Here is a 13,959-nt window from a genome sequence, read left to right as displayed (position 1 = left end):
TCTCTTACTCCGCTCAGACAGGTTTGATGCCAGCCGCCAGCAGCGCCTGCTCAAACTTATCGAGGAAAATACCCAGCTCATCGTTCGTGATCAGCAGGGAAGGCAACAGGCGCAGCACGCAGCCATTACGGCCACCACGTTCCAGGATCAGGCCAGCACCGAAGCATTTTTTCTGCAACAGCGCAGACAAATCGCCATCAGCCGGGTAGCAACCCATGTGATCCTGCGCTTCGTTCGGTTTAACGATCTCGATACCAATCATCAGGCCCAGACCACGCACATTACCGATCACCGGATAACGTTTTTGCAGGTCAGCCAGTTTGCCTTTCAGCCATTCACCCTGCGCGGCGACTTTTTCTGCAATCTTTTCTTCTTTCAAGATTTTCAGCGTCGTCAGACCGGTAGCCATTGCCAGCTGGTTACCACGGAATGTACCGGTGTGGTGACCCGGAGCCCAGGCGTCGAACTGTTTCTTGATACCCAGAACCGCCAGTGGCAGACCGCCGCCGACCGCTTTAGACATCACAATGATGTCCGGCTCGATACCCGCGTGTTCGAAGGCGAACTGTTTGCCGGTACGGCAGAAACCAGCCTGAACTTCGTCGAGGATCAGCAGAATGCCGTGTTCCTGAGTCACTTTACGGATGCGCTGCAACCACTCAGCCGGAGCCGGGTTCACGCCGCCTTCGCCCTGAACGGCTTCCAGAATAACGGCCGCAGGTTTGCGAACGCCGCTTTCCACGTCGTTGATCAGGTTTTCGAAGTAATAAGTTAATGCTTTAACGCCGGCTTCACCGCCAATGCCCAGCGGGCAGCGGTACTGGTGCGGGTAAGGCATGAACTGCACTTCCGGCATCATGCCGTTTACCGCTTCTTTCGGAGACAGATTACCGGTCACCGCCAGCGTGGCATGTGTCATACCGTGATAACCGCCGGAGAAGCTGATGATGCCAGAGCGACCGGTGACTTTTTTAGCCAGTTTCATGGCCGCTTCTACCGCATCCGCACCGGACGGGCCGGTGAATTGCAGGCAATACTCTTTGCCCTGTTGCGGCAGTAAAGAAAGTAGATATTCTGAGAACTGATCTTTCAACGGGGTTGTCAGATCCAGTGTATGTAACGGCAAGCCGCTGGTAATGACATTTTGGATGCTTTGCAGCACGTCCGGATGATTATGTCCAAGAGCCAGCGTACCGGCACCGGCAAGGCAATCAAGATATTGATTATTCTCAACATCGGTGATCCACACGCCATTGGCCTTCGCAATTGCTAACGGCAACTTGCGCGGGTAGCTCCTGACATTCGATTCAAATTCAGCTTGTCTCGCCAAATAGGTTTCATTGTTTCCGTTTAATGAATTCGCACCTAAACTGTCAATACGGACTTTATCCGTCATCATATCTCTCCTACAACCGCAGGTTATGGAAACGCTGCAATTGAATAAATGTATTTAAAAGGTAAGTACCATGAGAAAAACGCGGCCAATATATGGCTTTTTACTCTGTACCTCAATAATTTATTTTGTATAGAATTGTTTATTCTTTTTTAACAGAATCAATATGTTGCTGATTTAGTGAACGATCGTGCTGACTTAACTCCGTTACACGGTCATTAATAAAGCACTAAAAAGCACTTCCTGTCAGGTAAACAACGGGTAAACGCGTGATACCACGGGAACAAAATTGCCCTTAAGTGACATCGCATCGCCCCGCGCTGGCCGTGACTTCGCACCGGCGCAGAGGCCGGATAGCAGATCCCAAAAAGAACATTGTTATTATAGCCTGCCGGATGTAAGGCGGCCGCAGATAATAACCTTGCGGGCAGTAAATGGCTGAATATTAGCCGAATATAAATTTTGAAATATATTACACCGATATAACGGCGGGTTATTAATGAAGTAATTCGGACTTTTATTATATCGGCGAATAACGGAAACGCGATTTTCTAAACGGATCCGCATTATTGCTAGCTATTTTTCGCCTTATCTTTCCCTTTGCGATAAAGGTCATACAGCGCGACGTAATCCTGAAAAACCTGCACCAGAAAGGCGTCGGCTTCATGGCCGAGCGTACTGTTGGTCTGCATCTGATAGCGCGCTTTTACCGCATCAATCCACAGTTTCTCCGCCGCCGGGCCGGGTTCCTGTACCAGATGCGCCAGCCAGTAGACGCTGTTACGCCTGACCGTCACCACCGGATCCGGACAACGACAGCACCACCAGACCGGTTCGAGTATTTTTGAGAACATCACGGAACTGATCCCCCGCCAGGCCTGCACGGTATAAGGAGGCGGCGTCCACGCACTTTGCCAGTGAACCGCCTGCCCCGTCAGCAACGACATCATCAGCGCCTGCGCCGGGGGCGATAAAATTTTGGTCATGTGCTCCCTTTATTTTTCTGGCTAATCATCTAAAAACCTTAAGAAAGATAGCCTGTCTCATCGGGAACGCTGAATTTTATTTATCGGGAGTTCAGCGCAGGATGATTATTTTGGCAGAACCAGCGTAAAACGGCTGCCTTTTCCCGGTTCGCTTCCAACGACAATGCGCCCGCCGTGCAATTCCGCGATGGTCTTCACAATCGCCAGCCCGAGGCCGGTGTTTTCAGTCAGGCTGCGCGAAGCGTCGATCCGGTAGAAACGGTCAAAAATCAGCGGCAGATGTTCCGCAGAGATTCCCTCGCCCGTATCTTCGATACTCAGCCAGACAAACTGCGCGCCCCTACAGAAAGCCGCCAGTAAAATGACAACTTTGTAATGTTCCCGCAGGCTCTCTCCGATTTATGAACTCAGTTCATAAAGGTATGCGGATTGCCCCCTCTAATCCGATGAACCTTCAGCGACTATGATTCAATCCACGTTACGCTTTCGTTGTCACTCATCCTGAAATCACAGGATTTTGGGATTACAGGATAAATCTCCACACAACGGATCGCAGATCCCACGGACACTGAACATATCACGTCAATACTGAGGAAAATCACATGCACAAACGCTTACTGGGCAAATCTGGCCTCGAAGTTTCGTCTCTCGGTTTAGGCTGCATGGGGCTGAGTTTTGGTTACGGCGCCGCAACGGAAACCCGTCAGGCCATTGAACTTATCCGCGCCGCGGTCGAACGCGGCGTGACCTTCTTTGACACCGCCGAAGTTTACGGCCCGTACCTCAACGAAGAAGTGGTCGGCGAAGCGCTGGCACCGGTGCGCGATAAAGTCGTGATCGCCACGAAATTTGGTTTCACCTTTGGCGACGATAACAAACAGCAAAACCTCAACAGCCGCCCGGAACACATTCGCGTTGCGGTGGAAGGCTCGCTGAAACGCCTGAAGACCGACGTCATCGACCTGCTTTATCAGCACCGTGTAGACCCGGAAGTACCGATTGAAGACGTTGCTGGTGCAGTAAAAGATCTGATTGCCGAGGGTAAAGTGAAGCACTTCGGGTTGTCCGAAGCTGGCGCACAAACTATCCGCCGCGCGCACGCCGTGCAGCCGGTTACCGCGCTGCAAAGCGAATATTCAATGTGGTGGCGCGAGCCGGAGCAGGAAATCATTCCGACGCTGGAAGAGCTGGGTATTGGTTTTGTGCCCTTCAGCCCGCTGGGGAAAGGCTTCCTGACCGGCGCATTTGATGCGAATGCCACCTTTGGAAGCGACGATTTCCGCAGCAAAGTGCCGCGTTTCTCACCGGAAGCGCTGGCGGCAAACCAGAGCCTGCTGGCGGTGATTCATCACATCGCGCAGGAAAAACGCGTGACACCGGCACAGATTGCGCTGGCCTGGCTGCTGGCACAAAAACCGTGGATTGTACCGATTCCGGGCACCACCAAACTGCACCGTCTGGAAGAAAACTTAGGCGCAACGGACGTCACGCTGAGCGACAGCGAATTACGCAATCTCGCCAGCGCGCTGGCCGCCGTCGAAGTTCACGGAGACCGCTATCCGGCCGCGTTGCAGGCACGCGTCGGGCGTTAACAAAACAGGCCATACTTTTATGGGTCAAATATGACCTGTAAACACTATCAACCCCGCATAAGAGGTCATATATGACCTTTTGCTCGGGGTTTTGCATTTTTTTAATAACGGGTCTAAAATGACCTATTATCATCGATTAATGCACATAACAGGTCTTATATGGACCATTAAGTGCCACTGGAGTGACGTTTAATGTCCCTGATGCACTTTCTTTATTCTCCTGCTGAAATTGCCCGCGATATCGGAAAAAACGCACGGGCATTACGTCTGTCGAAAAATCTTTCACGTAAAACACTGGCTGAACGTTCAGGGGTTTCTGAATCATCCATAAAACGCTTTGAACTCACGGGTTCTGCTACGCTGGAATCGATGATCTTGCTGGCGACCGCGCTGGATGAACTCACGCCATTCACCACGCTGTTCAAACCTTCACAACCCGGTTCCTATGAGGAACTAAAAAATGCCAGCCGCCAGCGGGGGGGACGATGAATAAATCATTCAGAAACGACACACTGACGCATGTAGAAGAGCTAACCGTTTCCGTCAACGGACAAAAGGTCGGTGAGTTGTATCAGGCTGAAGGAAAAGGCATTTACTTCACATACAGTAAAGCGTGGCTGGCTTCAGGGTTCAGCCTTTCACCGTTTACTATGACGTTCGATGATAAACCTCAGCTGGCGAAACATATGTTATTTCGCGGGTTACATGGCGCATTTTCAGATTCCCTGCCGGATGGCTGGGGTCTGGAATTAATGGACCGGTTCTTCGATGGCCATTTTGGTGCGGGGACATCCCGGACGCTCACTCAACTTGACCGTCTGGCGTACCTCGGCGATCGCGGCATGGGGGCTTTTGAATATCACCCTAAATCTGAGAAAGTGGATATTCCCTTTTCGCTTAGCGTCGCAGACCTTTTTGAGGCCTCTGTCGAAGTGCAGGCCGGGAAGACTCGCCAGGTTCTTAAAACACTGCGTATTGCGGGCGGCTCGCCCGGTGGTGCCCGGCCAAAGGCCATCGTAGCCCTCTCAGCTGACACAACCCAGGCTACTTCAGCCTTTGAGCCGCTGCGTGAAGGATATACCCACTGGATTGTAAAGTTCAGGGCGTTGGATGAACCGCTGGAAACTGGCGCTATCGAGCAGGCATACGCCATCATGGCAAGAAATGCGGGCGTCACAATGGCGGACTCAACGCTGTTAGACGTGCAACTCTCTGATAAGAATCAAACCGAGCGTTTCTTTGCAACACGTCGTTTTGACCGTGAGGGCGACAGCCGCCGCCACGTGATGACCGCATCGGCGCTGATTTATGCCGATTTCAGAACCCAGTCGCTCGATTACAGTGAAATGCTTAAACTCACTTACGCGTTGACCCAAAATGCTGCTGAAGTCGAGAAAATGGCGCGTCTGATGGTCTTTAATGCGCTCTCCCATAACTACGATGATCATGCAAAAAACTTTGCATTTATCCATTCTGATGCGGAAGAACGGTGGACGTTGTCCCCCGCTTATGACCTGACATTTTCTGAAGGCATGGGGGAACACACAACGTCATTTGCTGGAAAAGGAAAACCGACGCGAAAACTTATGCACCAGTTGTGCAAAGACTATAAATTCCTCAAACCGGATGATTACATTGATCAGACGCTGGCCGCACTGGCTAACTGGCAGCAAGTTTTCGCTGACACAAAGATTGCCGAATCCGCAGGAACACCGGTCTTCAACGTTCTGAATAAACTGCGTGCAGATTTTCTGAAAGGATAGCGGGTAACCGCACCACGGAAGGTTCAAATAAGCGCAAGTCGCCTTCCGCCTCATCGTCAGCCCGTCAGTCCCCCTGCGTCACGATCTTCGCGGCAGAAAAGTAAAAAACCCGATACTCAGTACCGGGTTTGGAGAATTAACGCAGAAAATAATCAGAAAATCAGAAGGTTTCCCACGAGCCTTCATCGGCGACAGGCACCGCGCGACGGTTTGGCAATAATGCCGGAGATTTAACCTGCGTCGCTTTACGCACGGCGGAGGTTGCCGTCGCCGCGCTGACTTTAAAGATGCTGATGGCCTGCGACAGACGCTCCGCCTGCTCATTCAGGGAATATGCTGCCGAAGAGGCTTCCTGGACCAGCGCGGCGTTCTGCTGCGTGACTTCGTCCATCTGGTTGATGGCTTTGTTGATCTCTTCGATGCCGGTGCTTTGTTCATTGCTGGCAATCGCAATTTCTCCCACGATGTCGGTCACGTTCTTCACGCTGGACACCACTTCGGCCATCGTCGCGCCCGCTTTGGCGACCAGCTGCGTCCCGTTATCGACTCTCAGAACAGAATCGTCGATCAGCGATTTAATCTCTTTCGCCGCCGAAGCAGAACGCTGCGCCAGATTACGCACTTCTGATGCCACCACGGCAAATCCGCGCCCCTGTTCACCGGCACGCGCGGCTTCCACGGCGGCGTTCAGCGCCAGAATGTTGGTCTGGAACGCAATGCCGTCGATCACCGCGATAATATCGACGATTTTGCGGGAAGAAGCATTGATGCCTTCCATCGTATTAACGACTTCGCCCACCACTTCGCCGCCCTGCACTGCCACGCGGGAAGCCTGCGCCGCGAGCTGATTAGCCTGACGCGCGTTATCAGCATTCTGTTTCACCGTCGCGGTCATCTGTTCCATGGCCGAGGCGGTTTCTTCCAGTGAGCTGGCCTGCTGTTCAGTACGGGAAGACAAATCCAGGTTCCCGGCGGCAATTTCGCTGGACGCGCTGTTAATCGCATGGGTTCCGGCACGAACTTCTGTCACGATCTTGAGCAGATTTTCGTTCATGTTTTTCAGGCCCTGCATCAGCTGGCCCGTTTCGTCGTGGGAGTTCACCTGAATCTGCGTGGTCAGGTCGCCTGCCGCCACGTTTTCCGCCACTTTCACGGCATTCAGCAGCGGACGGGTGATTGAACGGGTCAGGAAATAGCCCATTGCCGCGGCCAGCAGGATCGCCAGCGCGGAGAAAATCAGCGTCAGTTCAATGGCGGTATGCCCGTCTGCCACCGCTTTTTTGCCTTCAGCCTGCAACTGCTGATCCTGAGAATTGGCAAAAGCGATGGCCAGATCCAGATACGCGTTCTGCGACGTGGTCAGTTTACGCAGGACATATTCGGTTGCGCCGTCCATATCACCGGCGCGGGCCAGTGCAATCAGCGCTTCTTTGCCGCTTTCAAACGCATCGCTGGCATCCTGCAAGGCTTTAATTTTTTGCTTACCGGTCACCGTTGTCTGGATGGCCGCAATTTTGCTCATCGCCAGATTGGTTTGTTTAATGGTGTCATCCAGCTGTAAATAACGTTTTTGGTTTTGTTCAGGATTCTTGGTATCGATGACAATTCCGCGCAAGAATTTAATCTGGTTATTCACACCGTCGCGGACATCAAATGCCAGACGAACTTTCACATAACGATCGTTGACTATTTGGTCAATGCTGGAGTTGATAGCGCTTATTTTGGTTACTGCTGTCACGCTGACGATGATTAATAACAGAATTACCAGGCTGAATGCGGCCCCCAAACGGGCACCCACCCGCATATTGTTGATCATCTTAAACATTCTCACTCCCTTATTTCGTGGCCAATAAAATGAATACAACGCGAAACAATTCAAACCGCTGATAATTGCATAGCGAAATCACTGTTTATTTTTTTAAATAATCCGTAAACCCTTATCTCAAATTAATTTTTTGACGCGGGAATAAAACTCTTAGAAATATTTAATGTTCAGGAAGGTTATCGGTACAAATAAAGAGATCTTTAGTGAATGAATTATTAGGGAAGTGTAAAGAGAAATGAATCAGAAAAGTTTGTAACTGTACAAAAATGGAATTGCGATTTACGCCTCCCCTTTTCAGGGGAGGCCGCTTTACGCGCTGACGAACATTTCCGCCAGCCAGCCGGTACGCATTTCCGGTACGGAATGCAGCAACTCGCGGGTGTAATCGTCCAGCGGTTCGCTCAGTGCGGATGCTACCGGCCCCTGACGCACAATCACGCCTTGCTTCAGTACCGCCACTTCATCAGCAATCTCGCGCACCACCTGCAAATCATGCGTGATAAAGAGGTACGCAATGCCGGTGTCGTGCTGGATTTTACGCAGCAGTGCCAGCACCTCGCGCGCCACCAGCGGGTCTAACGCGGACGTCGGTTCGTCGCACACAATCAGCTTCGGCTCCGCCGCCAGCGCACGCGCGATACACACGCGCTGCTTCTGGCCGCCGGAAAGTGCCGCAGGATAACGCTCCGCCAGCTCCGCATGCAGCCCGACCTGTGCCAGCAGTTCGCTGACTTTGGCCTGCCGTTCGGGGCGGTTAAGCGAAGTAAAACATTCCAGCACGCGGGAAATCTGCCCGCCAATGCGCTCTTTCGGGTTCAGCGCGGTATCGGGGATCTGATGAATCAGCTGCACATCGCGCAACTGCGGGCGGCTGCGCTGACGCAGACCGGCAGGCAGCGTTTGCTGTTCCAGCGTCACTTTCCCCGTTTCCGGGCTGAGTAACCCGCAAATCACTTTGCCGAGCGTTGATTTCCCCGAACCGGATTCGCCGATCACCGCCAGCGTCCGGCCACGCGGCAAATTCAGGGAAATATCCTGCAAGACCGGCTGCGCCTGATAACGCGCGCTGATATTGCGCAGACTTAGCGCCACCGGTGCCTCGCCGGTTTGCGGCGTTTTGATTTCGCCCTGCGCATTCAGCAGACGCCGGGTGTATTCCTGTTGCGGCTGCGCCAGCAGTTGCGCGGCCGGTGCCTGTTCCACCGTTTTGCCGTGCTGCAAAACCATAATCTTGTCGCTGATTTGCGCGACAACGGCCAGATCGTGGCTGATGTAAATAGCCGCCACGCCGGAAATGCGGATCACATCGGCAATGGCTTTCAGCACGCCAAGCTGCGTGGTGACATCCAGCGCCGTCGTCGGCTCATCGAAGATCAGCAGTTCGGGACGGGCGCACAGCGCCATCGCAATCATCGCCCGCTGCAACTGACCGCCGGAAACCTGATGCGGATAACGCTGATAAAACGCCTGCGGCTGCGGCAAACCGAGCTGTTCAAATAGTTCAATGGCGCGCGCCTGTGCCTGCTGGCGGTCATAGATTTTGTGTTTCAGTGCCGCTTCAATCACCTGTTCACCCAGGGTAATCGCCGGGTTAAACGCCGCACCGGCGGACTGCGCCACATACGCAATATGGCGACCACGGATCTGCCGTAAACGCCGGTCAGACAACGCCGTGAGATCCTGCCCGTTAAAGACAATGCTGCCGGAATGAATACGCATTCCCTGACGACAATGGCCGAGAATTGCCAGCCCGATAGTGGATTTCCCCGCGCCGGATTCACCAATCAGCCCCAGCACTTCGCCGCGCTTGACGGTAAAAGACACGTCATCCACCAGCGTCCGCGGATTTTTTCCGGCGGACACCACGCGCAAATTTTCTGTTTTGAGTAAAACGTCGCTCATGCTTTTTTCCCCCAGACGCGGGTCGAACCGCTCATCAGCCAGTCGGCGACGGCATTTACCGCCAGCGCCAGCACCGCAATCGCCCCGCCGGGGATCAGCGCCGCCCAAACGCCAAACAGAATGCCGTCTTTGTTATCCCGCGCCAGCCCGCCCCAGTCGGCGGTCGGTGGCTGAACGCCAAGACCGAGGAACGACAGCGCCGAGAGGAACAGCAAAATGAAAATAAAGCGCAGGCCAAATTCGGCAATCAGCGTCTGTAAGGCGTTAGGCAAAATCACCCGCCGGAGGATCCAGCCGAGGCTTTCTCCGCGCAGGCGCGCCACATCGACAAACTCCATCACGCCGATATCCGTCGCCAGCGAACGTGCCACGCGCAGCACGCGGGTGGATTCCAGCAGCCCGAGAACCAGCGTCAGGGTCAGCAAGGTTTTCGGCAAGACGGCCAGCACGATCAGCGCCAGAATCAGTGTCGGGACCGCCATCACGATGTCGTTGCAGCGGGAAATCACCTGATCCAGCCAGCCGCCGCGCAATCCGGCGATAAAGCCCAACGTGCAGCCGACCGAAAAGGCCACCAGCGCCGCCAGCACGGTAACGCCCAGCGAAACACGGGTGCCCCAGATAAGGCGCGAAAGCAGATCACGCCCGAGATTGTCGGTGCCGAGCAGCGCATTGGGTCCCGGCAGATCCCACGACATGCCCAGTGTCTGATCCGGTGCGTGCGGCGCCAGCCACGGCGCAAAAATCGCGATAAGAACAAAGAGAATCAGCACCAGCAGGCCAAGGATCGAGGCAGGTTTTAAGGCAGGCATTGCAGCAATTCCTAAATTTTAGCGGTTATGGCGTAAACGCGGATTGGCGACCAGCGCCATCACGTCGGCCAGCAAATTCAGCAGGATATAAATCCCGGCCAGCAACAGCGCGCAATCCTGCATCACCGGAATGTCGCGTTTGCTGATGCTGTCGACCATGTATTGCCCCAGCCCCGGATACACAAAGACATTCTCGACAATCACCACGCCGACCATCAGATACGCCAGATTGATCGCCACGACGTTGATAATCGGGCCGATGGCGTTGGGCAGAACGTGACGCCACAAAATGCGCGACGGCGACAGCCCTTTCAGCAGCGCGGTATCCACATACGCGGAGCTTTGCGCGGCAATCAGCGCGGCGCGGGTCATGTTGCTCATGTGCCCGAGGATCGCCAGCACCAGGGTGGCGCACGGCAGTGAGATTGCAGCAAGTTTGGCGGCCAGCGGCATGTCCGGCGAAATACTGCTGTTGCTCGGTGCCCACGCCAGCGTGATGGCGAAAATCAGGATCAGCAGATAACCGGAGAAAAATTCCGGCAGCGCAACGGTGGCGCGGGTGATGGCATTAAGGAAAGTATCGATAACGCTGCCGTGATAACGCACGGAAATAAACCCGATGATTAGCGCCAGCGGAACCGCGATGGCGGCGGTGCATCCCGCCAGAAACAGCGTATTACCAAGCCGCGTAAACAGCGGGCCGCTGATGGCCTCGCGTGTGGAGAAACTGGTACCGAAATCGCCGTGCAGTACGCCGGACAGCCAGCTCAGATAGCGGCTCGCCGCCGGCTTATCCAGCCCGAGTTGCAAGTTCAGTTCGCGGATGGCATCCGGCGTCGCGCTCTGGCCGAGAATGGCGGTGGCCGCGTTGCCCGGCAGCAACTGCACACCGGCAAAAATCAGCACGGAAACCGCCAGCACCACCAGCACGCCATAAAACAAACGCACCAGCACCATGCGCAAAAGCGAGCCGTCTGGTGAAACACGGTTCAGCGAAAAACGGCCCGCGGGCCGTTGAGGTATTTTTACAGAAGGAAGTTCTGACATTATTCTTTTACCCGGCTCAGCTTTCGATCCAGATTTTCTCTGCCGCGCGGTTACCGCTCAGCGGCATTCCCGGCACAGAGGTGAATCCTTTGATTTTGGATGAGCAGCCGTCAAGCGCGTCGGCGTACAGCGGAATGACTTCGCTACCCTGATCGACCAGCATCACCTGAATATCGTGGTAAATCTGCGTACGGCGCGCTTCATCCGGCTCCCCGCGCGCGGCTTTCACCATCGCATCGAAGGCCGGAACGTGCCAGGCCGATTCATTCCACGAAGACTGGCTGGTAAACACCAGAGAAAGCAGCGCATCGGCGGTCGGGCGGTTCGCCCAGTTAGACGACACAAACGCTTTCTTCTGCCAGATATCATTCCAGAACGCGTCATCCGGCACGCGAACCACGTTGAGGTTGATCCCGGCTTTCGCCGCAGATTGCTGATAAAGCTGACCGGCATCAACCGCGCCCGGGAAACCGGCGTCGGCCACGTTAAGCGTCAGCGGGCCGCTGAACCCGGATTTCTTCCAGTGGAACCGGGCTTTTTCAGGATCATACGGACGCTGCGGGATGTCTTTCGCAAAGTAGCGGTTCGACGGGAAAATGGGATTATCGTTGGCAACAGTGCCGTATCCGCCCAATACCGTGTCGATAATCTGCTGACGGTCAATGGCATATTTCAGCGCCAGACGGCCATCGACGTTATCAAACGGCGCCAGATTCGACAGCCCCGGGAAGGTGTAAATCATGCTGTCTTTCGCACGCACCAGTTTCAGGTTCGGCATGCGCTCGATACGGCTGACAATGCGCGGATTCACGCGGTTAATCAGGTGCGCAGAGCCGCTGACCAGCGCCGCCACGCGCGCCGTGGAATCGTTCATCGCCAGCGTTTCGACGGAATCAACATGCCCGCGTTCGCTGTTCCAGTAATTCGGATTGCGTTTGGTCAGCGTGGTTACGCCCGGCTGGAATTTCTCCAGAATGAACGCGCCTGTGCCGATGCCTTTGTCGAAGTTTTCATTTTCGGCGGTGATCGCAAAATGCACCGCGCTCAGCAGCCAGACAAATTCCACATCGGCGGCGGTCAGTTTGATCGTCACTTCGTGTTCGCCGGTCGCTTCAATGGAACTGACGGTGTCCAGATAACCTTTTACCGGCGATGTGGATTTCTCGCCGCGGTGGTGATTAAGGGAATAGACCACGTCTTTCGCGCCCAGCGAGCGGCCATCGTGGAACTGCACGCCCTGACGGATTTTCAGCACCCAGGTTTTGCTGCCATCGGCAGATGACCAGGATTCCGCCAGCGAGGGGGCAAGCCCGGCGCTTTCGTCGATTTCCACCAGGTTATTGAAAACCTGTGAGCCGACAAAATACATGTACGTTTCGAACCAGAATGCCGGATCCAGACGGTCGGTGCTGGACGCGTTATCCACGCCCACCACCAGGTGTCCGCCTTTTTTCGGCTTCTCAGCGTCGGCGGCAAATGCGTTGCCCAGCCACAATGAATGCGTGGCGGCTGCGATGGAAAGTGCCCCCGCACTTTTAATAAACGAACGACGATCAATCATGTTTTTCCCCTGTCACTGAGGCGATCACGCCCCAAAATTCAGTCCGGCGTGCGGCTGAAATGTTTTTGATTTTATTGGCTGAAGGCGTTTTTCAATGCCGCGATGTGTTCCGGCCCGATACCGCAGCAGCCGCCAACCATCGTTGCGCCCTGCGCTACCCAGTCTTCGGCAAATTGCAGATATCCGGCAGGATCGGTGTCCTGACGCATTTTGCTTAATCCTTCATTCGCACCGCGTTTGTTATCCGCGGGCTCGAAAGCGTTGGCATAAACGCCGATATCAAAAGAGGTGTTTGCGGCGCGTGCCGCACGAACGGCGGCGGCCATCACTTCCGGGCGGCTACAGTTGAACAAAATCGCGCTGGCGGATAAACGCTGCGCGGCGTCAACCGCCTGCTCGATGGATTCGCCGGAGCGCAGCAGCGCGTGGCCGTCACCGGTAAGCTGATCCTGCAAGGTGAACGAGAACCACAGAGGACGCCGGTCATCGCCCAGCACATCTGTCAGCACTTCGCGCACTGCTTCAACTTCGGCGACTGAACTTTGCGTTTCGGCCAGCCAGTAATCCACGCTGTCTTTGAGATTCTCCACCAGCACGGTCAGCAGTGCTTTCGCCGCAACGGGCTCGAAGAGATCCGGGCGATAAGAACCCAGAACCGGCGGCAGGGAACCCGCCACTTTCACCGGCGTTTTTGCCGCATCAGCGGCTTCGCGCGCCAGTTTTCCGGACAGCGCAATCAGCGCTGCGCCCTGCTCCGCAAAGACGGTTTCACCCACATGGAAAGGGACAACGGCGTAGCTGTTGGTGGTGATCACGTCGGAACCGGCTGCAATAAAAGCGTCATGCGCTTTACGCACAAATTCCGGTGCCTGGATCAGCGCCAGCGCCGACCATTCCGGCTGACGGAACGGCGCGCCCATCCGGGCCAGTTCACGGCCCATTCCGCCATCGAGAATTTTAATGTTACTGATCATTGTGTCACCGCCTCGAAATTTTCTTAACTGAATCAAACAGTAATTCATCAGGTGAATGACACTCTACAAAACGAACGTTTAGATGTCTAGATTTCTTAATGGCT

Annotated in this window: 12 protein-coding genes; 3 read left to right on the top strand and 9 right to left on the bottom strand. The window is 54.6% G+C overall.

The genetic code is table 11. The features are described 5' to 3' along the window. Window positions 1-13: 13 nt before the first annotated feature. From GW579_RS16255 to GW579_RS16245, 3 genes are all read right to left on the bottom strand, one after another. On the bottom strand, window positions 14-1,399 hold the full coding sequence (locus GW579_RS16255) for a diaminobutyrate--2-oxoglutarate transaminase (RefSeq protein WP_152323797.1): 1,386 nt from the start codon (window positions 1,397-1,399) through the stop codon (window positions 14-16). A 566-nt stretch (window positions 1,400-1,965) separates the two neighbouring features. Then, window positions 1,966-2,379 (bottom strand): hypothetical protein, encoded by a 414-nt coding sequence (locus GW579_RS16250; RefSeq protein ID WP_235937405.1) that lies wholly within the window; start codon window positions 2,377-2,379, stop codon window positions 1,966-1,968. Between the two features lie 105 nt (window positions 2,380-2,484). After that, window positions 2,485-2,658: an ATP-binding protein gene (locus tag GW579_RS16245; protein ID WP_338105860.1), complete on the bottom strand. Its 174-nt coding sequence runs from the start codon at window positions 2,656-2,658 to the stop codon at window positions 2,485-2,487. Between the two features lie 323 nt (window positions 2,659-2,981). Between GW579_RS16245 and GW579_RS16240 the strand changes: the two genes are divergently transcribed. The 3 genes from GW579_RS16240 to GW579_RS16230 all read left to right on the top strand — a co-directional run bounded on the left by GW579_RS16240 (window position 2,982) and on the right by GW579_RS16230 (window position 5,734). Beyond that, window positions 2,982-3,971, top strand: coding sequence for an aldo/keto reductase (locus GW579_RS16240; RefSeq protein WP_152323796.1), 990 nt, complete (start codon window positions 2,982-2,984; stop codon window positions 3,969-3,971). A 192-nt stretch (window positions 3,972-4,163) separates the two neighbouring features. After that, complete coding sequence (locus tag GW579_RS16235; protein ID WP_152323795.1) at window positions 4,164-4,460, top strand: helix-turn-helix domain-containing protein; 297 nt, start codon at window positions 4,164-4,166, stop codon at window positions 4,458-4,460. Beyond that, window positions 4,457-5,734, top strand: a complete 1,278-nt coding sequence (locus GW579_RS16230) for a type II toxin-antitoxin system HipA family toxin (protein WP_165060191.1) — start codon at window positions 4,457-4,459, stop codon at window positions 5,732-5,734. The genes GW579_RS16235 and GW579_RS16230 overlap by 4 nt, the downstream gene beginning before the upstream one ends. A 160-nt stretch (window positions 5,735-5,894) precedes the next feature. On the opposite strand, the gene GW579_RS16225 is transcribed toward GW579_RS16230, so the two are convergent. The 6 genes from GW579_RS16225 to GW579_RS16200 form a co-directional block, all read right to left on the bottom strand. Then, on the bottom strand, window positions 5,895-7,559 hold the full coding sequence (locus GW579_RS16225; protein WP_165060189.1) for a methyl-accepting chemotaxis protein: 1,665 nt from the start codon (window positions 7,557-7,559) through the stop codon (window positions 5,895-5,897). Window positions 7,560-7,868: 309 nt separating this feature from the next. Further along, entirely contained in the window at window positions 7,869-9,461 is a 1,593-nt protein-coding gene (locus tag GW579_RS16220) for an ABC transporter ATP-binding protein (RefSeq protein ID WP_165060187.1), read from the bottom strand. Beyond that, window positions 9,458-10,273 carry an ABC transporter permease gene (locus tag GW579_RS16215; RefSeq protein WP_165060185.1) on the bottom strand — a complete coding sequence of 272 codons (816 nt, stop codon included), beginning with the start codon at window positions 10,271-10,273 and terminating at the stop codon, window positions 9,458-9,460. Before GW579_RS16215 ends, GW579_RS16220 begins: the two co-directional genes overlap by 4 nt. 18 nt (window positions 10,274-10,291) lie before the next feature. Beyond that, entirely contained in the window at window positions 10,292-11,230 is a 939-nt protein-coding gene (locus tag GW579_RS16210; RefSeq protein WP_165060569.1) for an ABC transporter permease, read from the bottom strand. Between the two features lie 106 nt (window positions 11,231-11,336). Next, window positions 11,337-12,878 carry an ABC transporter substrate-binding protein gene (locus GW579_RS16205; protein ID WP_338105859.1) on the bottom strand — a complete coding sequence of 514 codons (1,542 nt, stop codon included), beginning with the start codon at window positions 12,876-12,878 and terminating at the stop codon, window positions 11,337-11,339. A gap of 74 nt (window positions 12,879-12,952) precedes the next feature. Then, window positions 12,953-13,855 (bottom strand): homocysteine S-methyltransferase family protein, encoded by a 903-nt coding sequence (locus GW579_RS16200; RefSeq protein WP_165060181.1) that lies wholly within the window; start codon window positions 13,853-13,855, stop codon window positions 12,953-12,955. Between the last annotated feature and the right edge of the window lie 104 nt (window positions 13,856-13,959).

Source organism: Rahnella contaminans (assembly GCF_011065485.1).
Taxonomy (GTDB): domain Bacteria; phylum Pseudomonadota; class Gammaproteobacteria; order Enterobacterales; family Enterobacteriaceae; genus Rahnella; species Rahnella contaminans.
The sequence above is the reverse complement of the archived record's forward strand: the minus strand, read 5'-3'. Positions and strand labels throughout refer to the sequence as shown.